Origin of the sequence: Mycobacterium pseudoshottsii JCM 15466, assembly GCF_003584745.1 — a bacterium.
In the GTDB taxonomy this organism is placed as follows: Bacteria; Actinomycetota; Actinomycetes; order Mycobacteriales; family Mycobacteriaceae; genus Mycobacterium; species Mycobacterium marinum.
Genome location: NZ_AP018410.1, coordinates 2442690 through 2468481 on the forward strand (window position 1 = coordinate 2442690; position 25792 = coordinate 2468481).

Consider the following 25792-nt stretch of genomic DNA (forward strand, 5'->3'; position numbering starts at 1 on the left):
GGTCCCGCGAGTGCTCACCGAGTGCTCACCAACCCTCGGTGAGCACTCGGTCCAGCGTATCGGCGAAGTAGTCCGCCGCGGTCATGTCGATGCACAGCGGTGGCTTGGTCTTCAGAATGTTCATCCGCTCGCCGGTTGGTTGGATGATGACTCCGAGTTCGAGCATCCGGTCGCAGATGGCAGCGGTCTCTTCGGCCGCTGGCTCCAGTGTCTTGCGGTCGCGGACCATCTCGACGCCGATGTAGAGGCCGAAACCGTGGACGGTACCGATCAGCGGGTGTTTGGTGGCCAGCTTGCGTATCCGGGCGATCAGGTGACTGCCGACGGCCAGGGCATAGTGTTGTAGCCGTTCGCTTTTCAGGGCGTCGAGTACCGCGATCCCGATTGCGCTCGACAGCGGGCTGCCACCCGTGGACGAGAAGAAGTAGCCCTGCGAACGGAATCGCTGCGCGATGGCCTTGCTGGTGATGACGGCGCCGACGGGATGACCGTTGCCCGTCGCTTTGGCGATCGCCACGATATCGGGCACAACGCCTTGTTGCTCGAATCCCCAGAACCACTTGCCGAGCCTGCCGTACCCGACCTGGACCTCATCGGCGATGGTCAGGCCGCCCGCGGCACGAATGGCGGTGTATACCGCGTCCAGATATCCATCGGGAAGTGCCATCCCTCCGGCGCTGCCATAGACGGTTTCGGCGATAAATGCCGCGGGCGCACGGCCCGACTGCACCAGGTCCTCGATGGCGGCGACGGCGTCGTGGGCGTACTGGGACGCCCCGGCACCGCGGTACTTTCCGCGGAAACTGTTCGGGGACTCCACGGTGTGCACCCAGTCCGGGCGGGTGTTCAACGCGTTGGGGTTGTCCGCGGTCGACGTGGATACCGCGTCGGTGGCGTAGGTCCAGCCGTGATACGCCTCGCCGACCGCGACGACATCGCGCCGGCCGGTGGCCGCCATCGCCAGCCGCAATGCGAGGTCGCCGGCCTTCGAACCGGAGTTGACCAGGAATACGGTGTCGAGGGGATCCGGCAGCAGCTGGGTAAGTCGTTCGCAGAACTCGACCACCACCGCGTAGTTGAATCGCGAGTTGGTGTTGAGCCGCTCCAGTTGGCGCGCCGCCGCCGCGGCCACACCTGGGTGGGCATGTCCCAGAACGGTGACGTTGTTGACCATGTCCAGATAGCTTCGCCCCGCCGTGGACAGCAAGTAGTGCCGCCAGCCTCGTTCGATCTGAGGCGGGTCGTCGTAATAGTGCTCCTGCACTTCGGCGAATGTGGCGGCGCGCCGTTCCAGCACGTCGAGCCCATCAGAGGGGGCTGGCTCCAAGCCCAGCAGCGCGGCCGGATCTTCGGTGACGGCCAACCAGCCAGGTGCGTACTCGGGACGTACCGTGTGGGGCGCGGTGGGCGCGTCGGTCGGGCGTAGCGCGAGGTGAATGCGTTGGCCAAAGGGGGCTTTGGCCCAGGGCTGGCCCGCTTGGACCCGCTGGCCGCTAGTCGGCACCGGCTCTGCGCCGGTGAGCTGCAGCTCATGGGAGTCGGTGCGTAGGGTGATGGCCCCGGTGCTGGCGACGACGTCCCCGGCCCACGGGGCAACGAGCTCCGTGTCTTCGCGTAGCCAGAAATCGATGCCGGTGGCGATGGTGGGGCTGCTTCGTGGGTGCAACGGTGCGATGTAATCCGCGCGGGTGGCCGCGTAGCGCGTCGCTGCGGCGAGTGCGTTGGATGAAAGTGCGGAGTCTGCCAGCTCGTGGGCGAGGGCGCCATCGAGCCAGGCGCCCCGGTTCGCCGCGTCGGACTCCACGGAAAAGTCCAATCTCACAATGGACTTTGGGTCGATATCGATGATCGGTCGGTGCGGTTTGGGGAGCGGGTGGTGCTGCGGTTGCGCGATGCCGAGCCGGTCGCGGATGAGGCCGGTCATCACCGGGGCCGGCACCAGCAGAGCCTGGTCGAGGATGACCCGTTCGCGTTGGACGGTGTTGGCGGCGTATTCGTTGCCGGGGTCGATGGCGATCTGTTGCAGGTCGCTGACCAGTAGCACGGCAGCCCGCGCGATCACCATGGGCCACAGCGCTTCGATCTCGTCGCCGCTGAGGGGACGAATGGCGTGGAAGGCGGCGACGACCGGAAGAATGGTGGCCGGCTCGGCGCCCGCGTGGTACAGGCAGGAGGCCACGGTGGTGGCAAGCTCGGCGATCGCCCAGGTCTTGGTCAGGTCGCCGAAGTCGATGACGCCATCGGGGTGGCGGCGACCGTCGCTGCCCGGGGACCCCACCATGTTGGTGTCGGCGATATCGAGATGAACGGCCTGTCGCGGCAGTTGTGGGTCAAGGCGCTGCAGGCTGTTGACCGCCGTGGCGGTGGCGACCGCTAGGCGGTGAGCCTCCGCGGGTTCGGCTACATGCCCGATGAGGGCATCGACGGACTCGCTCGCGAAGCGTGGATCCCACTGCAGCACGCGATCCAACCCAGGATGCTCGAATGAGGCAAGCGCCCGGCTGACACGACCCGTCACATTGCCCATCCCGGCGAGAATCTTCGGTGCGAGGTATCCGGACTGCGACATGGCGCCGCCCGGTAGGAAGGTCAGCAGGCGGGCCACTCCCAGCATTTCCTGCCCGATCGACATGGGAGCGTGGCGCTGGCCCCGGCGGTCCGGGATGGCGCGGGGGAGTCGTAGTGCGCTGTCGCGTTCGGCCACCCATTCAACGGCTTCGACCTGGGCGTCGATCTCTTCGGTGCTGAACACCGCGTTGGCCACCTTGAGCACCCCGACCGTGTTGCCGTGGGGATCTGTCATCAAGAAGTTGGCGTCCTGCTGGCTTCCCAGACTCCTGGCGCAAGCGCTGATTTCGTAGTTCTCGACGACAAACTTCTCGGCATCGCGTTCGTTGACCGGCGGCCCCGGCAGTTCCGGGTGCGCGAAGAAGTCGAAGCCCGTCGCGGCTTTCACGGGTTTCACTGCAGGGTCCCTTCTTTGGTGAGATCAATTTCGGTCTGGATGGGCGCGGCGTCGGCGTCGAAATCCACCGCCGGTGCTGGCTTGCGAAATCCGCGCGTCAGTACGGCCAGGTAGCTGGTTCCGATCCCGAGCCAGGCAAACCCGATGGCAAAGGCACCGACGGACAGGCTGGTCCAAAGCCAGCCCGTGAGGACCACACCGACGGCAGGCATAGCTGCGTACAGCGCCCAGCTTCGCCAGCCGCGCCGGCGCTGATCGATCAGGAAGTGTTTGGTGACCGCGAGATGTACCAGGGTGAAGGCGGCCAATGCGCCGAAACTGACGATCGACGCCATCGTCTCGAGGTCCGCGATCAGCGCCAGCGTGGAGACTGCCGAGACGACCAGCGCCGCTCCGATCGGGGTGCGGAATCGTCGGCTGATCCGGCCAAACACCGCACGGGGCAACACACCGTCGCGTCCCATGGCGTAGAGGATGCGGGTGACGCTGACTTGCGATGACAGCGCGGCGGCGCTGCAGGCGCACATGTAGGCGATGATAAAAAATGTTTGCAGCGAATGGCCGCCGGCGGAGACGACAATCTGCAATGCGGCCGAGTTTGGCGTGGTGATTGCGCGGTAGTCCGGCTCGACCAGGGTGGCACAGTAGGAGACTGACAAGAAGGTCGCACCGCCGATGAGCACCGTGAGGATGATCGCCAGCGGAACCGTGCGGCGCGGGTTGCGCGCCTCCTCAGCCATCGTTGACACCGCGTCGAACCCAACGAAGCTCAAGGCGACGACGGCCGCCCCGCCGAGGATGTCTCCGCCGCGGAATCCGGCGCTGTAGAGCGGCTGTAGCAGCGACGCGTCCGGGTGGTCGCGCAGGTACAGCAGCGACACCGTGATGAAGACCAGGACGAACGCCAGCTGCAAACCGACGAGCGCGAAGTTGAGGCGGTTCATGATGACGACGCCGACAATGTTGACGGTGGTGACCAAGGCGATTGCGGCCAAGCAGAAGACGGGCGCCGGGACGGCGGGGAACTGCGCGTTGAGGTAGATCCCGATCAATAGGTAGTTGACCAGGGGCAACAGCAGGTAGTCGAGCATCAATGCCCAGCCGGTCAGAAAGCCGACGTTGCCGCCGAAGGAGCGGCGCGCGAAAGTGTAGGCGCTCCCGGCGCTGGGGTAGGCGTGGACGAGCACGGCGTAGCTTGCGGCGGTGAACAGCATCGCAACAAATGTCACGACGTAGGCGGTAGGCACGTGGCCGTGCGTCGTTTGGCTGACGACGCCGAATGTGTCGAACATGGCGAGCGGGTCGATGTAGGCCAAGCCGAATGCAACCAGCCCGGCCACGCCCAACGCCCGGCGCAGCCGTGGTTCGCCTGTGGGCTGACTCACGATGGCACCGGTCTGATCAACTGCGTCGAACCGTCTTGCATGCTTGGCCTCCCACCTAGAGGTGTGTAGATTTGCGAGGAAAGATTGATCACCAATATCACAATAACACGATTCGTCGGTAGACGATACGCGCCGATCTCGGTAAGCGCGAACCGAAGACTTCGGCCGGCCGCCGGGCGCGTGCTCATTGGCGGTGTAAACCGTCGTGGTAACAATGTTTTGAAACGACGAATGCTCGAGGAAGAAGCGGTGGTGATCCCAAGGGCGGATAGTCCAGATCAGACGTGCGGGCGGTTACCGGCGCGCGGCACCATCGGCGAACAGGTCGCGGATCTGATCCAGGAGTCGATCCTGTCCGGCGAGGCAAAGCGCGGTGCGCCGCTGCGCGAAGAATTGATTGCCGACCGGTATCAGGTGTCTCGTCGCACGGTTCGAGATGCGCTTCGGGTATTGGAGTCCAACGGGCTGGTTCGCCATCAGCGGCACAAGGGCTCGACCGTGGTCGACTTCAGTGCTGAAGACATCACCGATATGTACCGGTCGCGCGAGGTCCTCGAACTCGATGCCGCAAAACGGTGGTGTAGGGCAGGCGAGGTGGATTCCGGGTACCGATTCCACCGCCTGGCCGAGGCGCTTGGCCGGCTGGAGCAGGCCTCGCGGGGGACCGATTCCGGGCTGATCGTCAAGTCTGACCTTGACTTCCACGCGGCAATCATCGGCCTCCTCGACAGCCCGCGCGTGGATCGCTTTTTTGCGGCGATCGAGGCCGAGATGCTCTATGCGCTGGCCATTCTCGAGGCTAGCGAGGGCGAGTACAAGACCGATGCGGCAAAGGCATTCGGTGAGCACAAAGCAATGTATGAGGCGCTTCGCGACCGCGACGAGCAACGTTCGACGCAGCTAATCTCCGAACATCTTCGGATCAACCGCGACGTCCTGATCCGGATTGTCGCCAGCTGACTGCAGCGGCTGCAGTGCTGCGGGTCCGCTGAGTCAGGCCAGAAACAACGCCACGATGATCGGCAGTACGAACACCAAGGCCGCGACGATCGTGAGCACGGCGATGGTGATTCCGACGCCGTTGTAGCTTTGCGGCGGGGTGCCCAGCGACCCGGCGCTGTACCCCCAAACCGGCGCCTTGTACTCCAATTCGGCCAAGTGCCCAGGGTAGACATCCACCAGGGTGTCCGCCGGCCCGATCTGCGACGGCAACCAGTAGGGCACATGCACGTGCACCCGGTGCCGTCCCGGTTGCACGGGCACGACCGTACGACCCCAACCGGCAACCGGTACCTCGAAGCCATTGATGAAAATCTTGGGCTTGAACAGCGCCAACATGAACCCCAGCGGGAAGTACTGAGTCGTTACCGCGATTCCGCCGGAACCCGGGCTCGGCTGGACGTAGCCGTGCGGTGCGGGCGGATAAGCCTGATGTGGGGGCGATCATGCGGGTACGGCGCCGGTTGGTGGGGATAGCTCACCGAGGTGTGCCGCGTCAGCGGTACTTGATCAGCAATGCCACGCCGACGATCGATACCAGCCAGATCCCGGTGATGAACAGGGTCAACCGGTCGAGATTCTTCTCCACCACGGTGGACCCGGACAGCGAGGACTGCACACCGCCGCCGAACAGCGTTGACAGGCCGCCACCCTTCGCGCGGTGCAGCAGCACCAGCAACACCACCAGCACACTGGTGATCACCAAGGTGATCTGCAGGGCCAACTCCATGACCAGCAGCCTACCGAACAACCGATCGACAACAGGCGCCGGGCGAGTTGGTCCTTGATACTGGGACACATGGTTGAGGTGTCCGATACCGCACTCGAGCCCATTGGCGACGTCCACCGGACCCGGATTGGCCGCGAGGCTACCGAACCAATGCGAGCCGACATCAGACTGCTGGGCGCCATCCTCGGGGATACCGTCCGTGAGCAAAACGGTGACGAGGTCTTCGAGTTGGTGGAGCGGGCGCGGGTGGAGGCCTTTCGGGTGCGGCACTCCGAGATCGACCGCGCCGAGATGGCGCGCATGTTCGAGGGCATCGACATCCACCACGCCATCCCGATCATCCGTGCGTTCAGTCACTTCGCGTTGCTGGCCAATGTGGCCGAAGACATCCACCGGGAGCGCCGTCGCAGCATTCACGTCGCCGCCGGTGAGCCGCCGCAGGACAGCAGTCTGGCCGCCACGTACATGAAACTTGACGCGGCCCAGTTGGATTCGGCAACCATCGCCGAAGCGCTGAAGGGCGCACTAGTGTCTCCGGTCATCACCGCCCATCCGACCGAGACCCGGCGGCGCACCATTTTCGAGACCCAGCACCGGATCACCCAGTTGATGCGGTTGCACGCGGAAGGCCACACCGAAACCGACGACGGGCGCGGCATCGAAGTCGAATTGCGTCGGCAGGTCTTGAGGTTGTGGCAGACCGCGCTGATCCGGCTGTTTCGGTTACAGATCTCCGACGAGATCGAGGTCGGGTTGCGGTACTACCCGGCGGCGCTCTTCGAGGTGATTCCGCAGGTGAATGCCGAGGTGCGGGATGCGTTGCGAGCCCGCTGGCCCGATGCCGACCTGCTTTCCGAACCCATTTTGCGGCCGGGCTCGTGGATCGGCGGGGACCGGGACGGAAACCCGAACGTCACCGCCGAGGTGGTTCGGCTGGCCACCGGCAGTGCCGCTTTCACCGCGCTGGCGCACTACCTGGCCGAACTGACGGCACTTGCGCAGGAGCTTTCGATGTCGGCGCGACTGATCACCGTCACCCCCGAATTGGCCACGCTGGCCGATGCCTGTCCGGCGGGTGCCCGCCCCGACGAGCCGTACCGGCGCGCCTTGCAGGTCGTGCGCGGCCGGCTCAGCGCCACCGCGGCCGAAATCCTGGACCAGCAACCGCAGCACACGCTGGAGTTGGGCTTGCCGCCATATGCCACCGCGGCCGAACTGCGGGCCGATCTGGACACCATCGATGCCTCACTGCATAACCACGGCGCCGGGTTGTTGGCCGACGACCGGCTGGCCCGGCTGCGTGAAGCGGTGCGGGTCTTCGGATTTCATCTCTCCGGCCTGGACATGCGACAGAACTCCGACGTCCACGAGCAGGTGGTCGGAGAGCTGCTCGCGTGGGCGGGCGTGCACCCGGACTACACCTCGCTGGCCGAAGCGGAGCGGGTCGAGCTGTTGGCGGCCGAACTGAGCACCCGCCGGCCGCTGATCCGCGATGGCGCGCAGCTTTCCGATTTGGCTCGCAGCGAACTGGGCGTTCTGGCGGCCGCCGCCCACGCCGTCTGGACCTTTGGTCCCGCCGCGGTGCCCAACTACATCATCTCGATGTGCCGGTCGGTATCGGACATGCTGGAAGCCGCGGTCCTGCTCAAAGAGGTCGGCCTACTGGACGCTTCCGAGTCGGAACCCTATTGCCCGGTGGGTATCTCGCCGCTGTTCGAGACGATCGAGGACCTGCACAACGGGGCGGCCATTCTGCAAGCGATGTTGGATCTTCCGCTCTATCGCGCTTTGGTGACGGCCCGGGGTGGTTGCCAGGAGGTGATGCTCGGCTACTCGGACTCGAACAAGGACGGCGGGTATCTGGCCGCCAACTGGGCGGTGTATCGAGCCGAACTCGCGCTGGTGGAGACGGCGCGCAAGACCGGAATCCGGCTGCGGCTCTTCCATGGCCGTGGCGGCACGGTCGGCCGCGGTGGCGGACCCAGCTACCAGGCCATCCTGGCGCAGCCGCCGGGTGCGGTAAGCGGATCGTTGCGGCTCACCGAACAGGGTGAAGTGATCGCCGCCAAGTACGCCGAACCGCAGATGGCCCGACGCAATCTGGAGAGCCTGCTGGCCGCCACCCTGGAGTCGACGCTGCTGGACGTCGAGGGGTTGGGCGATACGGCGGCGCCGGCCTATGCGGTGCTCGACGAGGTGGCGGCATTGGCGCAACGTGCCTACGCCGAATTGGTGCACGAGACACCGGGTTTCGTCGAGTACTTCAAGGCTTCCACCCCAGTCAGCGAAATCGGGGCGCTGAACATCGGCAGCCGGCCGACCTCGCGCAAACCCACCGCTTCCATCGCCGACCTGCGGGCCATCCCGTGGGTGCTGGCTTGGAGCCAGTCGCGGGTGATGCTTCCCGGCTGGTACGGCACTGGCTCGGCATTCGAGCAATGGCTAGCGGCGGGTCCCGAAAGTGAGGCCGACCGGCTGCAGGTGCTGCACGACCTGTATCAGCGGTGGCCGTTTTTCCGCAGCGTGCTGTCCAACATGGCGCAGGTGATGGCCAAGAGCGACCTGGAACTGGCGGCCCGCTACTCCGAACTGGTGGCCGACGAAACGCTGCGGCGCCGGGTGTTCGACAAAATCGCCGACGAGCACCACCGCACCATCGCCATGTACAAGCGAATCACCGGACAAGACGACCTACTTGCCGACAACCCGGCCCTGGCGCGCTCGGTGTTCAACCGGTTCCCCTACTTGGAACCGCTCAACCACCTTCAAGTCGAACTGCTCCGCCGTTACCGCAGCGGTGAGGACGACGAATCCGTGCTGCGCGGCATTCTGCTGACGATGAACGGGCTGGCCAGCGCGCTAAGAAACAGCGGCTGATCGCGGCTGGCCGCCCTGGACGGCTACCCGTGCATCCCGGGTGTGCCGAAGAGCAGTCCGCCGGTGCCGCCGTTGCCGCCGGTTCCCTCCGGTAAGCCGGTGCCACCGGCCCCGCCATTGCCCCCGTTCCCGATCAGCAGCGCGCTACCGCCGCCACCGCCACCGCCACCCGCGCCGCGGCCGCTGTGGGGGCCAACGGACAAGCCGCCATCTCCGCCGCCGCCGCCGTCACCGGCACTGCCGAGCAGCCGTCCGCCGGTGCCGCCGGCTCCGCCGTTGCCGCCGTCACCGCCATCGGCGTTGCCGCTGGACTGGCCGCCGGAGCCCGCAGTGCCGCCGTGGCCGCCCGCGCCGGCAATGCCGCCGTTGCCGACCACCCAGCCGCCATTGCCGCCCGCGCCTCCATCGCCCCCGCCGCCGCCGTCGCCGCCGATGCCGCCGATGCCGCCGATGCCCAAGCCCTGACCGCCCGTGCCGCCTTTGCCGCCAGCGCCGCCCGCCCCACCGTCGCCGTACATCCACCCGCCGTCACCACCGGCGCCGCCGCTGCCCCCGATCCCGCCGAGGCTAGCGGTAGCGCCTGACGACCCGCCTTTGCCGCCGGCGCCGCCAGTGCCGCACAGCCCCGTTGCACCGCCGCTGCCGCCGTTGCCACCCGCGCCGGCGCTTTGGCCCCCAGGGCTGGTGCCGCCAGCGCCGGCACCGCCGTCCCCGCCGGCGCCGCCACTGCCGAAAAAGAAGCCGCCGCGTCCGCCGCTGCCGCCCGCTCCGCCGCCGGCGCCGGTGCCGGTGGCCGGGCTGTAGCCGGTGCCGCCGGCGCCGCCGTTGCCGATCAGTCCGGCGTTGCCGCCGTTGCCGCCGGCCGGGTGGGTGGCGTCGCCGGTGCCGCCGGTGCCCCACAGCAGTCCGCCGTCGGCGCCGTTTTGGCCGGGCGCCCCGTTGGCGCCGTTGCCGATCAGGGGGCGGCCCAGCAGGGTTTGGGTGGGTGCGTTGATCGCGGCGAGTAGTTGCTGTTCGAGGGCTTGTAATGGGTTGGTGTTGGCGGCTTCGGCGGCCGTGTAGGAGTTTGCGCTTCCGGTCAGGGCCTGCAGGAACTGCTGGTGAAAGTCGGCCAGCTGGGTGCTGAGGTTTTGGTAGTCGCGGGCGTAGCCGCAGAACAGGGTTGCGATGGCCCCCGAGACCTCGTCGGTGCCAGCGGCCAGCACCGTGGTGGTCGGGGTCACCGCGGCCGCATTGGCCGCACCCAGTGACGAACCGATTCCCGCTATGTTCGCTGCCGCCGCGCTCAACGCCTCCGGGGCCACCACTAGTACTGCCGACATCGCCGCAGTGTATGCGGTTTTTCCCGGCCAAATGCCGAATTGTCGTGACCGGTCCGCACTAATTTGCCGGAACGGCCCAAACCTGGACGGGCGTTCTAGTACGCTGTTCTATTCCGCAGCTTGTCCAGGAATCCACGAACGGTGTGCTCGGTGATCGACAGCGGGGACATCACCGTTTCCCCCAGGCTGACGATGTAGTCGATCCGATCGACGATGGCCTCCACCGGTTCCACCAGCACGATGAGGCGCTTGGCCAGCTCGTCCAGGCTGGACAGCGTGCCCTCCAGGTGATCCAGGCCGCCCTCCAGGCGTTCGACCGTGGCGTTGAGGGCCGACAACGAGCTGTTCAGCTCGTTCATGGTCTTACCCAATCCGTCGAGTACGTCTTCGACCTGTTCCACCGTCTTGTCGGCGTTCAACGCCGCCTGGGTCAGGGTCTTCATCCGCTGTCGAGCTGGCGTCGGGCGGCCGCCTCTATCTGCCATAACGGTCATTATCACCCCTTGACAAGGGATAACTCACCGTGCGGCGACAGCCCTGATGTCAGCCAGGCAGCCTGGCCGCGGCATCGCGGTCCAGCAGCCAGCGCGTGCTTTCGCGCCCGATGGCACCCGCCGCCGGCAACAACACCGGGTCCGCACCGCCGATGGCAGCGGCCACCGCCTCCGCTTTGGTCCCACCGGAAACCATCAACCAGACTTCGCGTGAACGCTGAATTGCCGGAAGCGTCAGGGTGATTCGTTGTGGCGGTGGTTTGGGGGAGTCGCCGACCGGGACCACCAGACGGGTGGTCTCACGCACGGCCTGAGTGCCCGGGAAAAGCGAATTGATATGGCCCTCTGGCCCCATGCCCAAAAGGTGCACATCGAAGTCCGGCGCCCGGTTTCCGGGGACTGCACTGGCCGCCAGTACCTGTTCGTAGGCCAGGGCCGCGGCGTCCAGGTCGGCGCCGAACTCGCCGTCGCTGGCGGCCATCGGGTGCACCTGGCTCGCCGGTATGTCAACGTGATCGAGCAATGCCTCGCGCGCCTGCTTGTCGTTGCGCTCGTCGTCATCCTCGGGAACGTAGCGGTCGTCGCCCCAGAACAGATGAACCTTGGACCAGTCGATCTGCGGGCCTTGACTGCCCAGATACCGCAGCAGCCCAATACCGTTGCCGCCGCCGGTCAGCACGATCAGGGCTTGTCCACGCTCGGCCACCGCGCTGCCGATGGTCTGGATCAGGCGTTGTCCAGCGGCTCCGATCAGCATGTCGCTGTCAGGGAAGATCTCGACGTCCAGGCTCACACGTATTGCACTTTCTTGATGCCCTCCAGGGCGGCGAAGTAGATCTCGTCGGCGTCGAGCCGGCGCAGATCTTCGGCCAGACACTCCCCGACGACCCTGCGCGCCAACGGAACCAGGGCATCGGGCTTGGCGGTGCGGCTCAGGGTTGCGGTGATCCCTTCTTGCGGCCGGCTGAGCACGATGTTTTCGCTGGGGCGCTCCAACTCCACTCGGAGCTCGCCCACCGCGCGGCGCACCGGACCGTCGATCCGGCTGGCCAGCCAGCCGGCCAGGATGTCGAGCGCCGGCTCGGTCCGCAATCCGGAAACCAGCGCGGACACGATCGGCTCGTGCGGCGGCTGATCGACGGCCGAGGTCAACAGCGCCCGCCAATAGGTGATCCGACTCCAGGCCAGATCGGTGTCGCCCGCGGTGTATCCGGGCAACCGGCTCTTGATCGCCGACAGTGGGTCGATCCCGTTGGTCGCATCGGTGATGCGCCGAATCGCCAACTTGCCCAGTGGATCTTGCGCAGGCACGGCCGGGGCGATGTCAGGCCACCAGGCAACCACCGGGATGTCGGGCAGCAGGAACGGGGTGACGACGCTTTCGGCATGGCCGGCCAGCGGCCCGGATAGCCGCAGCACCACGACCTCGCCGGACCCGGCGTCCCCACCCGCGCGCAATTGTGCGTCCAGACGCGGTTCGTCGGCGTATGGGTCGCCCCTCATCGTCACGATGATGCGACTGGGATGTTCATGGCTGGCATCGTTGGCCGCGTCGATGGACTCTTCGACCATGGTCTCGCTGTCCGGCACGATGATCAGCGTCAAGACCCGCCCCATCGTGACGGCACCGATCTTTTCGCGAAGCTCATCGAGCTTCTTGTTGACCGCGGTGGTGGTGGTGTCGGGCAGGTCGACGATCATCTGCGCCGCTCCTTCTCATCGCTTCGCTCTGCATCGTCGCTGGCGGGGATCACGGCCGTCGCCATTCCCGGCCGGTGCGTCGCAGCATCTCGAATGCCGATTCCGGGCCCCAGGTGCCGGCTTCGTAGGGGTCGGGCTTGCCGCTGGACGCCCAATTATCCAGCGCCGGATCCAGGATCTCCCAAGCCAATTCGACTTCCGCGTTGACCGGGAAAAGGGACGGTTCGCCGAGCAGCACATCAAGGATCAACCGTTCATAGGCCTCCGGCGAGTCCTCGGCGAACGCTGAGCCATACGAGAAGTCCATGTTGACGTCGCGGACTTCCATCGCGCTGCCCGGCACCTTCGAACCGAACCGCAGCGTCATTCCCTCATCCGGCTGAACGCGGATCACCAGCGCGTTGGTGCCCAACTCATCGGTCATGGTGGCATCGAACGGAAGGTGCGGAGCCCGCTTGAACACCAGTGCGATCTCGGTTACCCTGCGGCCCAGCCGTTTTCCGGTGCGAAGATAGAACGGAACGCCGGCCCAGCGGCGACTGTTCACCTCGAGCGTGATGGCCGCGAAGGTCTCGGTGGTCGAGGTCTTGGAAAACCCCTCCTCGTCGAGCAAACCGACCACTTTCTCGCCGCCCTGCCAACCGGCCGTGTACTGGCCGCGGCTGGTGGTCTCGTCGAGCGGCTCGGCAAGTTGAGTGGCGGAGAGCACCTTGATTTTCTCGGTCTGCAGGGCGGTCGGATTGAAGCTGACCGGTTCTTCCATTGCGGTCAGCGCCAACAACTGCATCAGGTGGTTCTGAATGACATCGCGGGCCGCGCCGATGCCGTCGTAATAACCGGCGCGTCCGCCCAGTCCGATGTCCTCGGCCATGGTGATTTGCACGTGGTCGACGTAGTGCGCGTTCCAGATCGGATCAAACAGCTGGTTGGCGAACCGCAGCGCCAAGATGTTCTGAACCGTCTCCTTGCCCAGGTAGTGGTCGATGCGGAAGACCGATTCCTCCGGGAACACCGCATTGACCGCCCTGTTCAGGTCGCGCGCGCTTTGCAGATCGTGGCCGAACGGCTTTTCGATGACGACCCGGCTCCACCTGTCGCCCTGCGGGCGCGCCAGCCCGGATTTGTGCAGTTGGCCGCAGACCACGGGAAAGGACTTGGGCGGAATCGCGAGGTAAAAGGCATGATTGCCGCCGGTGCCGCGCTCGGTGTCGAGCTTCTCCAATGTCTCGGCCAACCGGCCGAACGCTTCGTCGTCGTCGAAAGATCCTGAGACGAAACGGAATCCCTCGGCCAGCCGGTCCCAGTTCGCCTGCCGGAACGGGGTTCGGCAGTGCTCCTTGACCGCTTGGTAGACCACCTGGCCGAAATCTTCGGTATCCCAGTCCCGGCGGGCGAAGCCGACCAGTGCAAACGTAGGTGGTAGCAGCCCGCGGTTGGCCAGATCGTAGATGGCCGGCATCACCTTCTTGCGGGCCAGGTCGCCGGTAACACCGAAAATCACCATGCCGCAAGAACCGGCGATGCGAGGCAGACGCTTATCCAGCTTGTCGCGCAATGGGTTCTGCCACTGCGCGACCCCGGACTCAGAGTGAGGCGAGCTCATTTGGCGAGCGCGTCGAGCTGCGCCTGCGTTGCATCAAGCAGCTCTTTCCACGACGCCTCGAACTTCTCCACGCCTTCGCTCTCCAGCACGTCAAACACGTCGGACAGATCGATGCCGATCGCCTCGAGCTTGTCGAATACCTGTTGGGCATCGCCGGAAGTGCCAGTGATCGAGTCTCCCTTGACCACACCGTGATCGGCGACAGCGTCGAGGGTCTTCTCCGGCATCGTGTTGACCGTGTGCGGTGCAACCAACTCGGTGACGTAGAGGGTGTCGGAGTAGTCGGGGTTCTTCACGCCCGTGGACGCCCACAGGGGGCGCTGCACCCGGGCACCACGTTCCTTGAGCGCTTGGTAGCGCGCATCGCCTTCGAACACCTCTTGATAGGCCGCGTAGGCGAGTCGGGCGTTGGCGACACCGGCCTGACCGCGCAACGCGAGAGCCTCCGCGGAGCCGATCTGTTCCAGTCGGTTATCGATTTCGGTATCCACGCGGGAGACGAAAAACGATGCCACCGAATGAATCTTGGATAGATCGTGTCCGGCTTGGGCGGCCTTCTCCATACCGGTCAAGTAGGCATCCATCACCCCGCGGTGGCGGTCGACGGAGAAGATGAGCGTGACGTTGACCGAGATACCTTCGGCCAGAACGGCGGCAATAGCCGGCAAGCCGGCCTTGGTCGCCGGGATCTTGATGAGCAAGTTGGGCCGGTCGACAATCTTCCACAGCTCGACAGCCTGCTGGATTGTCTTGTCGGTCTCGTGCGCCAGCCGCGGGTCGACCTCGATCGACACCCGCCCGTCGACCCCCCCGGAGGCCTCCCACCGGGGGGCCAGCACATCGCAGGCGTTGCGCACGTCGTCGGTGGTGACGGTGCGGATGGTGGCGTCGACATGGGCGCCGCGTTCGGCGAGGTCGGCAACCTGGGCGTCGTAGTCGTGGCCTTCCGACAACGCCTTCTGGAAGATGGACGGGTTGGTGGTCACGCCGACGACACTCTTGGTGTCGATCAGCTCTTGCAGGTTGCCTGAGCGCAACCGGTCGCGGGACAAGTCATCGAGCCACACTGATACGCCCGCGGCACTGAGTGCGGCGAGGTTTGGGTTCTGACTGGCCATCTGAACCACCCTTTCTCAATTTTCCAATGCTCGTTCCGCGGCAGCGGCAACAGCTTCGGCGGTAAAGCCGTACTCGCGGAACAATGTCTTGTAGTCGGCGGACTCTCCGTAGTGCTCGATCGAAACGATCTTGCCGGTGTCACCGACCAGCTTGTGCCAGCACTGTGCGATGCCGGCCTCGACGGCCACCCGGGCCGAAACCGACGGCGGCAACACGCTGTCGCGGTATTCCTCAGGCTGGGACTCAAACCACTCCACGCACGGCATCGATACCACTCGCGCGATGATGTCGTTATCCGCCAACAACTTCCGTGCTTCGACCGCAAGCTGCACCTCGGAACCGGTGGCGATCAAAACGACGTCGGGGTCTTCGGACGAGTCACCATCGGCGCCATCGCTGAGCACGTAGCCACCGCGGGCAACGCCCTCGGCGTTGGTGCCCGCTAGCACCGGCACACCCTGCCGGGTCAGGATCAGCCCGACCGGACCGCTGGTGGCGCCCCGGGCCAGGATCGTGCTCCAGGCGTACGCCGTCTCATTGGCGTCGGCCGGGCGCACCACCGCGAGCCGGGGGATCGCGCGCAACGCCGAAAGGTGCTCGATCGGCTGGTGGGTCGGGCCGTCTTCACCCAGTCCGATCGAATCGTGGGTCCAGACGTAAATGGGGTCGATGTCCATCAGTGCCGCCAGCCGCACTGCCGGGCGCATGTAATCGGAGAACTGCAGGAACGTGCCACCGTAGGCGCGGGTGGGTCCGTGCAGCGCGATCCCGGAGAGGATGGCGCCCACCGCGTGCTCGCGAACACCGAAGTGCAGCGTGCGGCCGTACCAGTGCGCGGTGTAGTCATCGGTAGAGATCGCTGGCGGGCCGAATGAGTCCGCGCCCTTGATGGTGGTGTTGTTGCTGCCGGCAAGGTCAGCCGAACCGCCCCACAACTCGGGGAGTTTGGGGCCGATCGCGGCCAGCACCTGTCCGGACGCTGCCCGCGTGGCCAGTGCTTTGGAACCGGGCTCCCAGCGCGGCATGTCGGCATCCCAGCCGTCGGGCAGCTGCTGGGCCGTCAGACGGTCCAGCAAGGCCTTGCGCTGCGGTTCCCGCTGCGCCCAGGCCTCAAAGTCGGCCTGCCAGCTTTCGTGCGCCTCCTTGCCGCGCGCCACCAACCCGCGGGTGTGCGTGATGACGTCTTCGCGCACTTCGAACGCCTTGTTGGGATCGAATCCGAGGACTGTCTTGACGGCCGCCACTTCCTCGTCACCAAGCGCCGCACCATGCACCTTGCCCGTGTTCATCATGTTCGGCGCCGGGTAGCCGATGATGGTGCGCAGCGAGATGAACGAGGGCCGATCGGTGACCGCCTTCGCGTTGGCGATCGCCTCCTCGATGCCGGTGACGTTCTCGCCGCCCTCCACCTCTTGCACGTGCCAGCCGTAGGCGCGGTAGCGAGCAGCGGTGTCTTCGCACAGCGCGATGTTGGTGTCGTCCTCGATCGAGATCTTGTTGTGGTCGTAGAAGACGATGAGGTTGCCCAGCTGTTGAACGGCCGCAAGAGACGACGCCTCGGAGGTGACTCCCTCTTCGATGTCACCGTCGGAGGCGATCACGTAAATGTGATGGTCGAAGGGGCTGGTTCCGGGTTTGGCGTCGGGGTCGAACAGGCCACGCTCATAGCGTGCCGCCATGGCCATGCCCACCGCTGAAGCCAGGCCCTGGCCCAGCGGACCCGTGGTGATCTCCACCCCGGCGGTGTGGCGGAACTCGGGATGCCCGGGAGTCTTGGACCCCCAGGTGCGCAGCGACTCGATGTCGGACAATTCAAGCCCGAAGCCGCCCAGGTAGAGCTGTATGTAGAGGGTCAGGCTGCTGTGTCCGCAGGACAGGACGAACCGGTCCCGGCCCAACCAAGTGGTGTCGCTGGGGTCGTGGCGCATCGCGCGCTGAAACAACGTGTAGGCCAGCGGGGCCAGGCTCATCGCCGTTCCCGGGTGTCCATTGCCGACCTTTTGCACGGCGTCGGCTGCCAGCACTCGGGCCGTGTCAACCGCAGCCGAATCGATCTCGGTCCAGTCGTCGGGATGGCGCGGTTGGGTGAGCGCAGAGATCTCTTCGAGAGTGGTCACAAATACAGTCCTCAGTTCTCAGGGTCATCAAACTGATCAACCCCACCCTAGTGTGGGATTGCAGGTGGTTGCAGGCCTCGATCTGGAGTACCCATCGGGCCTGTCAGGAAAAGCTCGGATAAGCACAGTGAAAATATCCTGCCGGCCACAGCGGCGTTACAGACAGTGCCGTTCTGGCGGGGAAATTACTGTGAATCGACCCTGCGGCAGTGCTGCTGTGGTGGTGCCGTCTACCATCGTGCGTAGTAGAAGCTGTGCGCGGCTGCGAATCCTCGAGGAGTTATTGCGTGAGCGTTCACGGGCGCGTCGCGCCGGGCCAGGTAGCTGGCACCGCCCGGCAGCGTAGCGAGCCGGGTACCGGCACGTGGAGGAGCCGCGTGCTCGGTACGGTGCTGGCCTATCTGGCGTTGACCAAGCCGCGGGTCATCGAACTGTTGTTGGTTACCGCGATCCCGGCGATGCTGCTGGCCGACCGCGGTGCCGTTCATCGGTTGATCATCGCGAACACGCTGATCGGCGGCATGATGGCTGCCGCCGGCGCCAACACGCTCAACTGTGTGGCCGACGCCGATATCGACAAGGTGATGAAGCGCACGGCGCGCCGCCCGCTCGCACGAGCCGCGGTGCCGACCAGAAGCGCGCTGATCTTCGGTTTGGCGCTGACCGTGATTTCGTTCTTCTGGCTGTGGTTGAGTGCCAATCTGTTGTCCGGGCTGTTGGCCCTGGCCACCGTGGCGTTCTACGTGTTCATCTACACGCTGTTGCTCAAGCGCCGCACGTCGCAAAACGTGGTGTGGGGCGGGGCCGCCGGGTGCATGCCGGTGATGATCGGTTGGTCCGCGGTCACGGGCACCCTCGCCTGGCCGGCGCTGGCGATGTTCGCGATCATCTTCTTCTGGACGCCGCCGCATACCTGGGCGTTGGCGATGCGGTACAAGGACGACTACAAAGAGGCCGGCGTGCCGATGCTGCCGGCCGTGGCGACCGAACGTCAGGTAACCAAGCAGATCCTGATCTATACCTGGCTGACCGTGTTGGCAACGTTGGCGCTGACGCCGGCGGCTGGGTGGCTTTACGCGGCGGTTGCCGCGGTGGCGGGGGCGTGGTTTTTGACCATGGCGCATCAGCTCTACGCCGGAGTGCGCGCCGGCGAGGCGGTCAAGCCGCTGCGGTTGTTCCTGCAATCCAACAACTACCTGGCGTTGGTGTTCTGCGCGCTGGCCGTCGACTCGGCGATCGGGCTGCCGACGCTGCTCGGCTAACCGTGCAGCGCACCGGTGGCACCGGCCCGGCGTGGTGAATCTCAACCGGTATTTCCCGCTGCCTTTCGGTGATCGATCGCTAGCTGCCCGAGCGGATTGCCGGGAAATGCTGGTCGACCAGCCCGTAGCTATAGGTGATCGTGTGCTCGAGACTCTCGAAACCCGGGGCGCCGCCGAGGTAGAAAATGTCACCCTGGCCTTGCAGCGACTCCAGATCGTCGTAGAAGCCGTTCGCGATCGCGGATTGCGACACATGGGGGAAAAACTTCGGCCATGCCTTCGTCAGAACGGTGGTCTTCAGCGTCACACCAACTTTTTTGAGTTGGGTATGTAATTCACCCAGGGCCGCTTCTTGGCATCCCGGCTGTTCAGGTGACCCGCAGGGCTCCGGCGTTGTTGATTAGCAGGCTTGTGAGCTGGGTTGATGATCTTTGGTGCCGCGCTATTGGGGCCGGAGTGTAGGCACGGGCTATCTGGAGAACGATCGAGTTGGTTACTGTTCGTCGTTGGTCTGGAGTTGCCCGTGCCTACCGTTTCAGTACTGCCTGTGTCGTCGGTTCCAGAGGTGTTCGACTGCTGGAGTCCTGGTGAGCGCAGCGAGCTCATCGGATCGGAGTTTCTCGATGTGTTGGCCTCGGTGCCAGACCCGAGGGGCCCACGCGGTCGGAGGTATTCGCTGATGGCTTTGTTGGCGATCGCGGTTCTGGCCACTGCCGCGGGGATGCGCGGCTATGCTGGTTTTGCCACATGGGCGGCCACCGCTCCCGATGATGTGTTGGCCCAATTAGGGGTCCGGTTCCGGCGGCCCAGTGAGAAGACCTTCCGCGCTGTTTTGTCTCGGCTAGACCCCGCCGACCTCAACGCCAGGATGGGCAGTTACTTCACTGCACACGTGGCCAGCAGCGACCCCAGTGGATTGGTGCCGATCGCGTTGGACGGCAAGATGCTGCGTGGTGCTTTACGCGCCAAAGCGACAGCCACGCATCTCGTGTCGGTGTTCGCCCACCGTGCCCGATTGGTGCTCGGTCAACTCGCTGTCGCCGAGAAAAGCAATGAAATTCCCTGCGTACGTGCCCTGCTCACGCTGCTGCCGGGTAGCTTGCGGTGGCTGGTCACCGTGGATGCGATGCATACCCAGGTCGTCACCGCGAAGTTGATCTGCGCCACCTTGAAGTCGCACTACCTGATGATCGTCAAGTCCAACCAAGCCAAAATACTTGCGCGTATCACCGCGCTGCCCTGGGCCGAGGTGCCCGCAGCCGCTACCGACGACTCCCGCGGCCACGGCCGTGTCGAGACCCGCACCCCGCAAATCATCACCGCTGCACGAGGAATCGGCTTCCCCTACGCAAAACAAATCATCCGGATCACTCGTGAACGCTTGATCACCGCCACCGACCAGCGCAGCGTGGAGGTGGTCTATGCCATCTGCAGCCTGCCGTTCGAGCACGCCCGCCCTACCGCGATCATGACCTGGATGCGTCAACACTGGGGAATCGAGAACAGCCTGCACTGGATACGCGACGTCACCTTCGACGAAGACCGTCAAAGGGCACATACCGGAAACGGCGCACAGGTCCTAGCAACGCTACGCAACACCGCGATCAATCTGCACCGCCTCAACGGCGCCGACAACATCGCCGAAGCCTGCCGGATCACCGCTTTGACCGCCAACCGCCGCCTAGACCTCCTCAATCCACAATCCCCCAGCTCACAAGCCTGCTAATCAACAACGCCGGAGCCCTGCTGGAACCGACGACACAGGCAATACTGAAACGGTAGGCACGGGCAACTCCAGACCAACGACGAACAGTAACCAACTCGATCGTTCTCCAGATAGCCCGTGCCTACACTCCGGCCCCAATAGCGCGGCACCAAAGATCATCAACCCAGCTCACAAGCCTGCTAATCAACAACGCCGGAGCCCTGCATCCCGGGGAGCCAACTAGCGGGTTGGAGGTAGCGCGCTTACTAGGCCGGGTAGCGCTGTGCGCCCAGCAGGATGGGGTCAGCGGCCGGGACTTTTGTCACCAATCCTTGGCCGAAGTGCTCCGATGGGTGCGAAGACGTTCATTTCGCTGCGGGTGCGCGCGACCATGGGGCGACAACACACTCGGGCTAGGGGATCGCCAAGATGAAGTCGTTCACGATCGATCCGCGTCGCCACGATGGAGTGATCTTCGTCCTCGACGGGGACGGACACGAACAGTCGATCTGGGAGCCGACCGTCGCACTGGCCCGAAAGCTCTGGCAGGTCGGAGTGGGAACCGCCGTCTATTCGCCCGCGGATGAGAGCGTGCGAGTGCTCGATGCGGCAGGGTTGTTCGAGCCAGAGCAAGTCAGTGCACCGCCAGAAGCCTCGCGGGCGAAGCCCTACTGCGTCGGCCTCTCGGCTGCCGCCGCCAAGTTGGGGGCCGCTGTCCAACGGTTGGCAGTCGTGGCCGGCATGGATGGCGGGGTGGAGGCTGCCCGCGAGTGCGGCTTCGCCTTCGTCATCGGATTTGACCGGGACGGGCGGGCCGAGGAACTCCTGCGCCGCGGCGCGGACGTCGTCGCTGCCGATCTTGCCGAAGTCACCGTGCGTACCGGCGACGAACGCCTATCTCAGTGCCCCAACGCGCTGGATTCCTACGGTCAGGTGATCGGGATGGTCGCCGGTCGGCAATTGTTCGTCTGTATGGACTACGACGGCACGCTGTCCGAAATCGTGTCGGAGCCCGATGCCGCCACCCTGGTCGATGGCGCCGCCGAGGCGCTGGCGCACTTGTCGACCCAATGCCCGGTCGCGATTCTGTCCGGCCGCGATTTGACCGACATCCGCGACCGGGTAGGGGTACCGGGCATCTGGTACGCGGGCAGCCACGGCTTCGAGCTGATCGCGCCTGACGGTACTCACCACCAGCATGAGGCGGCCGCCGCCGCGGTTGACGTGCTGGCGAGTGCGGCCAAGGACCTTCGTCACGAGCTGGCCCAGATCCCGGGCGTGAGTGTCGAACACAAGCGTTTTGGCGTCGCGGTGCACTATCGCAATGTCGCCCGTGAGCACGTGGCCCAGGTGATCGCGACCACCCACCGATACCGCCGCGAATATGGCCTTCGGGTGACCAGTGGCCGCAAGGTCGTCGAGCTGCGACCCGACATCGACTGGGACAAGGGTGCCGCGCTGGCCTGGATTCGCTCGCTCATCTTCGAAGACTCGCGGGTGCTGCCGATGTACGTGGGTGATGACCTCACCGATGAGGACGCGTTCGATGCGCTGCGGTTCAGCGGCGTGGGGATCGTGGTCCGTCACGACGAGGACGGTGACCGACCCACCGCCGCCAACTTCACGCTGCGCAACCCAAACGAAGTCCGTGACTTCGTTCGACGCGGCGCCGGGTGGCTGGCGCATGCGCACGAGACGCAGTCGCGCGGTTGGACTTTCACATTCGAAGGCTACGATCCGCCCAACGAGAAGCTGCGCGAAGCGCTGTGCACCGTCGGCAACGGTTACTTCGCCACCCGCGGTGCCGCACCCGAATCGAAGGCGGGGCAGGTCCACTATCCGGGAACATATGCCGGCGGCGTGTTCAACCGGCTGGACGACCTGATCGGGGGTACCAGGACAGCTCACGAAAGCCTGGTGAACCTGCCCAACTGGCTGCCACTGACCTTCCGGATCGACGGCGGCGACTGGTTTGACGTCGACGCGGTGACGTTGTTGTCCTACCGTCAGACGCTTGACCTGCGCGGTGCGGTGCTGACCCGGGAGCTGACCTTCCGTGACGACGCCGGGCGCACCAGTTCGGTAACCCAGCACCGCTTCGTTTCGATGAACCAGGCGCATGTGGCGGCGCTGCAAACCACCATCGTCGGCCACGACTGGTCGGGGACGATCGAAATCCGGTCCACCATCGACGGCAACGTCCGCAATTCCGGGGTGGAGCGGTACCGAAATCTGGCCAGCAATCATCTGCAGGGTCTGCAAAAGGCTGTGCTGTCTGAGAATTCGGTGTCGATGGCCGTGGAGACCACGCAGTCGAAGATCCCGGTCGCGGTGGCGGCCAGGACCAGCCTGTGGCGCGCGGACGAGCCGGTCGCGGCAACGTACCGGTTGCTCGACGAGGAATTCGAAATCGGCCACGAGATCTTCACCGAGGCCAAACTGGGCCAGCCGTTGACCGTGGAGAAGATCGTCACCTTGGTGAGCGGGCTTGATGTGGCCACCTCACACCCGGCCATCGGAGCCGAGCGCCGACTCGGTCGCCAGGGACGGTTTGCCGAGATTTGTGACGCCCACCGGATTGCCTGGTCGCATCTATGGGAACGGTTGTCGATCGAATTCTCCAACCACACCGAAGAACTGCGCGTATTGCGCCTGCACCTGCTGCACCTGCTGCAGACGGTGTCCTACAACAGTGCGGATCTCGATGTCGGAGTCCCAGCCCGCGGGCTGCACGGTGAGGCCTACCGGGGACACATTTTCTGGGACGAGCTGTTCATCTTCCCGGTGCTGAACCTGCGCCTTCCCGCGGTGACCCGATCGCTGCTGCTGTATCGCTACCGGCGCCTGCTCGAGGCCCAGCGCGCGGCCAAACTGGCCGGCTACCGCGGTGCGATGTATCCGTGGCAGTCCGGCAGCGACGGGCGAGAGGAAAGCCCCGAGCAGCACCTGAACCCGCGGTCGGGCCGATGGATACCCGATGCCAGCCACCGTGCGCACCATATCGGCATCGCCGTCGCATACAACGTCTGGCAGTTCTACCAAGTCACCGGCGATCTCGCGTTCATGATCGATTACGGGACCGAGATGATGGCCGAGATAGCCCGATTCTGGGTGAGTAGGGCGACCTATGATGCCGAGCGCGATCGGTACCACATCAAGGGCGTCATCGGACCCGATGAATTCCATTCCGGTTACCCCGACCGGCCCTACGACGGCGTGGACGACAACGCGTACACCAATGTGATGGCGGCCTGGGTGATCCTGCGGGCGATCGACGCGCTGCTGCTGATGCCGCTGCCGAACCGGTTGGATTTGTACGAAAAGCTGGCACTGACCGAAGAGGAGCTGGCGCAGTGGGACCACGTGAGCCGGCGCATGTTCGTCCCGTTCCACGACGGCGTGATCAGCCAGTTTGACGGATATGAGCAGTTGGCGGAACTGGATTGGGACGCCTACCGGCAGCGATACGGCAACATCCAGCGGCTCGACCGCATCCTTGAAGCCGAGGACGACGATGTCAATCGCTATCGGGCGTCCAAGCAGGCCGACGCGCTGATGCTGCTCTATCTGTTGTCCGCGGACGAACTGGGGGAGTTGCTGGACCGGCTCGGCTACCACATGGAACGGGACCAGATCCCGGAGATGGTGGACTATTACATGGCGCGTACTTCCCATGGGTCGACGCTGAGCGCCGCGGTTCACGGATGGGTGCTGGCCCGCGCCAATCGGGATCGCGCCCTAGAGTTCTTTCAGCAGGTGCTCGAGTCCGACGTTGCCGACATCCAGGGCGGCACCACCGCGGAGGGCGTCCACCTGGCCGCGATGGCCGGCAGCGTGGACTTCGTGCAACGCTGCTTCACCGGACTGGAGATCCGTGCCGATCGCATTGTGTTGTCCCCGCACTGGCCGGAATACCTTGGTGCACTTGGATTTCCGATTCACTACCGTGGTAACCACCTACATCTGAGGGTAAGTGGGAAGGGTGCGGAGATCAGCGTCGAGCCGCGTGATGTGCCGCCGGTCGAAGTGGAATGCCATGGACGGGTGGAGCGGCTGTTGCCGGGAAGCACCGTTCGATTCAGCTAGCGGGCCGTCAACCCCGGCAGCGCCGTAACTCGTTGTTCCACTGGCGCCGTCGCGCCGGTGTCCCGCGAGCTGCTCTATGCAGTACAAAGAGCCGATGAATTTGGCCCAAGTGACTTAATATCGTCCTGTGAAGTCACGCGAGTTATCGCCGCGGGTGCGTGACCTGATCCGTGAAGCGGCGCGGGTTGCGCTCAACCCCAGTCAACAATGGCTCGAAGAATTCGACCGTGCGACGCTGGCCGCAGCGCCGCCAATCGCCGAGAACCCGGATTTGGCGACCGTCATCAGCCGGGCGAGTCGCGCCAACCTACGCCACTTCGCGGCGTCCAACCTGCGAAATCCGGGCGACCCGGTACCGGCGAACCTGGGTGCCGAGCCGCTGCGGATGGCCAGGGATTTGGTACGCCTCGGCCTTGACACGCTGGCTCTCGATGTCTACCGCGTCGGGCAAAACGTGGCTTGGCAGCGGTGGACCGACATTGTGTTCGGCCTCACCACCGACCCCCAGGAGCTGCGCGAACTGCTCGATGTGCCGTTTCGGTCGGCGGCGGCGTTCATCGACACCACGCTTGCGGGCATCGCCGCGCAAATGGAGCTCGAGCACCACGAGCTGTCGCGCAATATCTGCGCCGAGCGCCGCCGCATTGTCGTGCTGCTTCTCAATGGCGCACCCATCAGCCGCGATTCCGCCGAATCCCGGTTGGGTTACCCCCTGGATCGGTCGCATACCGCCGCCATCATTTGGAGTGACCGCCCCAACGGTGACCACCGCGACCTGGACCGAGCCGTGGACGCGTTCTGCAATGCCGTCGGGTGCGCAAGCTCGCTGGCCATCATGTCTGCCGCCACGACACGCTGGGTCTGGGTGCGTGACGTAGATGTCTTCGACTGCAGTCAGATTCGTCAGGTGATGCGCGAATTGCCGCACGTGCGCATCGCCATCGGAACCACCGAACCGGGAGTTGACGGGTTCCGTCGTAGCCGCCGCGATGCGCTTACCGCCGCACGCATGTTGATCCGGCTGCGCTCACCCCAGCAAGTTGCCTTCTTCGGCGACGTCGAGATGATTGCCCTGCTCACCGAGAACCCGGACGGTGCGGATGAATTCATCAAGAACACGCTCGGCGACTTCGAGGAAGCCTCCCCGGCTCTGCAACACACCCTGCTGACCTTTATCAGCCAACAGTGCAATGCATCTCGTGCCGCGCGGCTGCTGTACACCCATCGCAACACGTTGATGCACCGACTCGAAACCGCGCAGCGCCTGCTTCCCAAGCCTCTCGAGGACACCACGGTTCGCGTTGCCGTCGCTCTCGAGGTTTTGCAGTGGCGCAGCAAACAACCCGGCAATCCCGCCGCGAGTGGGGCAGGCAAACCAGACGACCGCACCCCGCCGGAACAGCGGCCCTGAGTCTGGGGGCGTCCGG

The 25792-nt window shown here is 65.1% G+C and carries 19 protein-coding genes; 6 read left to right on the forward strand and 13 right to left on the reverse strand.

Annotated elements, in window-relative coordinates:
* Positions 1–25: 25 nt before the first annotated feature.
* Together MPSD_RS11160 and MPSD_RS11165 are read right to left on the reverse strand one after the other, a co-directional pair.
* Entirely contained in the window at positions 26–2965 is a 2940-nt protein-coding gene (locus MPSD_RS11160; RefSeq protein ID WP_086085583.1) for an aminotransferase, read from the reverse strand.
* Positions 2962–4350 carry an APC family permease gene (locus MPSD_RS11165; protein WP_012394002.1) on the reverse strand — a complete coding sequence of 463 codons (1389 nt, stop codon included), beginning with the start codon at positions 4348–4350 and terminating at the stop codon, positions 2962–2964. The genes MPSD_RS11160 and MPSD_RS11165 overlap by 4 nt, the downstream gene beginning before the upstream one ends.
* Positions 4351–4581: 231 nt before the next feature.
* On the opposite strand from MPSD_RS11165, the gene MPSD_RS11170 reads away from it, so the two are divergent.
* Positions 4582–5310 (forward strand): GntR family transcriptional regulator, encoded by a 729-nt coding sequence (locus MPSD_RS11170; protein WP_020787817.1) that lies wholly within the window; start codon positions 4582–4584, stop codon positions 5308–5310.
* A gap of 33 nt (positions 5311–5343) precedes the next feature.
* Here the strand turns inward: MPSD_RS11170 and MPSD_RS11175 are convergent, their stop codons facing one another.
* Together MPSD_RS11175 and secG are read right to left on the reverse strand one after the other, a co-directional pair.
* Entirely contained in the window at positions 5344–5688 is a 345-nt protein-coding gene (locus tag MPSD_RS11175; protein WP_011739925.1) for a hypothetical protein, read from the reverse strand.
* A gap of 157 nt (positions 5689–5845) precedes the next feature.
* A complete protein-coding gene (gene secG, locus MPSD_RS11180; protein ID WP_011739926.1) occupies positions 5846–6079 on the reverse strand; it encodes a preprotein translocase subunit SecG in 234 nt (77 codons plus the stop codon).
* A 69-nt stretch (positions 6080–6148) separates the two neighbouring features.
* On the opposite strand from secG, the gene ppc reads away from it, so the two are divergent.
* Complete coding sequence (ppc, locus tag MPSD_RS11185) at positions 6149–8956, forward strand: phosphoenolpyruvate carboxylase (RefSeq protein WP_036427397.1); 2808 nt, start codon at positions 6149–6151, stop codon at positions 8954–8956.
* A gap of 23 nt (positions 8957–8979) precedes the next feature.
* Here ppc and MPSD_RS11190 read toward each other — a convergent pair whose 3' ends face one another.
* The 7 genes from MPSD_RS11190 to tkt all read right to left on the reverse strand — a co-directional run bounded on the left by MPSD_RS11190 (position 8980) and on the right by tkt (position 17312).
* Positions 8980–10278, reverse strand: coding sequence for a PE family protein (locus MPSD_RS11190; protein WP_119571725.1), 1299 nt, complete (start codon positions 10276–10278; stop codon positions 8980–8982).
* A 95-nt stretch (positions 10279–10373) separates the two neighbouring features.
* Positions 10374–10772 carry a hypothetical protein gene (locus MPSD_RS11195; protein ID WP_011739930.1) on the reverse strand — a complete coding sequence of 133 codons (399 nt, stop codon included), beginning with the start codon at positions 10770–10772 and terminating at the stop codon, positions 10374–10376.
* A 49-nt stretch (positions 10773–10821) separates the two neighbouring features.
* A complete protein-coding gene (pgl, locus tag MPSD_RS11200) occupies positions 10822–11565 on the reverse strand; it encodes a 6-phosphogluconolactonase (protein WP_011739931.1) in 744 nt (247 codons plus the stop codon).
* Complete coding sequence (gene opcA / locus MPSD_RS11205) at positions 11562–12473, reverse strand: glucose-6-phosphate dehydrogenase assembly protein OpcA (RefSeq protein ID WP_012394007.1); 912 nt, start codon at positions 12471–12473, stop codon at positions 11562–11564. The genes pgl and opcA overlap by 4 nt, the downstream gene beginning before the upstream one ends.
* 49 nt (positions 12474–12522) lie before the next feature.
* Positions 12523–14076, reverse strand: coding sequence for a glucose-6-phosphate dehydrogenase (zwf, locus tag MPSD_RS11210; protein ID WP_086085580.1), 1554 nt, complete (start codon positions 14074–14076; stop codon positions 12523–12525).
* A complete protein-coding gene (tal, locus tag MPSD_RS11215) occupies positions 14073–15194 on the reverse strand; it encodes a transaldolase (RefSeq protein ID WP_036426697.1) in 1122 nt (373 codons plus the stop codon). The genes zwf and tal overlap by 4 nt, the downstream gene beginning before the upstream one ends.
* A gap of 15 nt (positions 15195–15209) precedes the next feature.
* Positions 15210–17312: a transketolase gene (gene tkt / locus MPSD_RS11220; protein WP_020787811.1), complete on the reverse strand. Its 2103-nt coding sequence runs from the start codon at positions 17310–17312 to the stop codon at positions 15210–15212.
* Between the two features lie 287 nt (positions 17313–17599).
* On the opposite strand from tkt, the gene MPSD_RS11225 reads away from it, so the two are divergent.
* The gene (locus MPSD_RS11225; RefSeq protein ID WP_084472605.1) at positions 17600–18574 is read left to right on the forward strand and encodes a heme o synthase; all 975 of its coding nucleotides are present in this window, start codon (positions 17600–17602) and stop codon (positions 18572–18574) included.
* Between the two features lie 79 nt (positions 18575–18653).
* Here the strand turns inward: MPSD_RS11225 and MPSD_RS11230 are convergent, their stop codons facing one another.
* Positions 18654–18881 carry a hypothetical protein gene (locus tag MPSD_RS11230; RefSeq protein WP_036426695.1) on the reverse strand — a complete coding sequence of 76 codons (228 nt, stop codon included), beginning with the start codon at positions 18879–18881 and terminating at the stop codon, positions 18654–18656.
* 216 nt (positions 18882–19097) lie between these two features.
* Here MPSD_RS11230 and MPSD_RS11240 point away from each other — a divergent pair, with 216 nt between their 5' ends.
* Positions 19098–20300, forward strand: a complete 1203-nt coding sequence (locus MPSD_RS11240) for an ISAs1-like element IS2404/ISMul1 family transposase (protein WP_420811899.1) — start codon at positions 19098–19100, stop codon at positions 20298–20300.
* Here the strand turns inward: MPSD_RS11240 and MPSD_RS28095 are convergent, their stop codons facing one another.
* A complete protein-coding gene (locus MPSD_RS28095; protein WP_167470887.1) occupies positions 20301–20459 on the reverse strand; it encodes a hypothetical protein in 159 nt (52 codons plus the stop codon).
* A 249-nt stretch (positions 20460–20708) separates the two neighbouring features.
* On the opposite strand from MPSD_RS28095, the gene otsB reads away from it, so the two are divergent.
* Together otsB and MPSD_RS11250 are read left to right on the forward strand one after the other, a co-directional pair.
* Positions 20709–24365 carry a trehalose-phosphatase gene (otsB, locus tag MPSD_RS11245; RefSeq protein ID WP_086085738.1) on the forward strand — a complete coding sequence of 1219 codons (3657 nt, stop codon included), beginning with the start codon at positions 20709–20711 and terminating at the stop codon, positions 24363–24365.
* Positions 24366–24492: 127 nt separating this feature from the next.
* Entirely contained in the window at positions 24493–25776 is a 1284-nt protein-coding gene (locus tag MPSD_RS11250; protein WP_020787807.1) for an Rv1453 family transcriptional regulator, read from the forward strand.
* The last annotated feature ends 16 nt before the right edge of the window (positions 25777–25792 follow it).

Coding starts and splice junctions, on each gene's coding strand:
- MPSD_RS11170 (WP_020787817.1), top strand. CDS start 4,582: ATGCTCGAGGAAGAAGCGGTGGTGATCCCAAGGGCGGATAGTCCAGAT.
- MPSD_RS11175 (WP_011739925.1), bottom strand. CDS start 5,688: ATGTTGGCGCTGTTCAAGCCCAAGATTTTCATCAATGGCTTCGAGGTA.
- secG (WP_011739926.1), bottom strand. CDS start 6,079: ATGGAGTTGGCCCTGCAGATCACCTTGGTGATCACCAGTGTGCTGGTG.
- ppc (WP_036427397.1), top strand. CDS start 6,149: ATGGTTGAGGTGTCCGATACCGCACTCGAGCCCATTGGCGACGTCCAC.
- MPSD_RS11190 (WP_119571725.1), bottom strand. CDS start 10,278: ATGTCGGCAGTACTAGTGGTGGCCCCGGAGGCGTTGAGCGCGGCGGCA.
- MPSD_RS11195 (WP_011739930.1), bottom strand. CDS start 10,772: ATGACCGTTATGGCAGATAGAGGCGGCCGCCCGACGCCAGCTCGACAG.
- opcA (WP_012394007.1), bottom strand. CDS start 12,473: ATGATCGTCGACCTGCCCGACACCACCACCACCGCGGTCAACAAGAAG.
- zwf (WP_086085580.1), bottom strand. CDS start 14,076: ATGAGCTCGCCTCACTCTGAGTCCGGGGTCGCGCAGTGGCAGAACCCA.
- tal (WP_036426697.1), bottom strand. CDS start 15,194: ATGGCCAGTCAGAACCCAAACCTCGCCGCACTCAGTGCCGCGGGCGTA.
- MPSD_RS28095 (WP_167470887.1), bottom strand. CDS start 20,459: ATGATCTTTGGTGCCGCGCTATTGGGGCCGGAGTGTAGGCACGGGCTA.
- otsB (WP_086085738.1), top strand. CDS start 20,709: ATGAAGTCGTTCACGATCGATCCGCGTCGCCACGATGGAGTGATCTTC.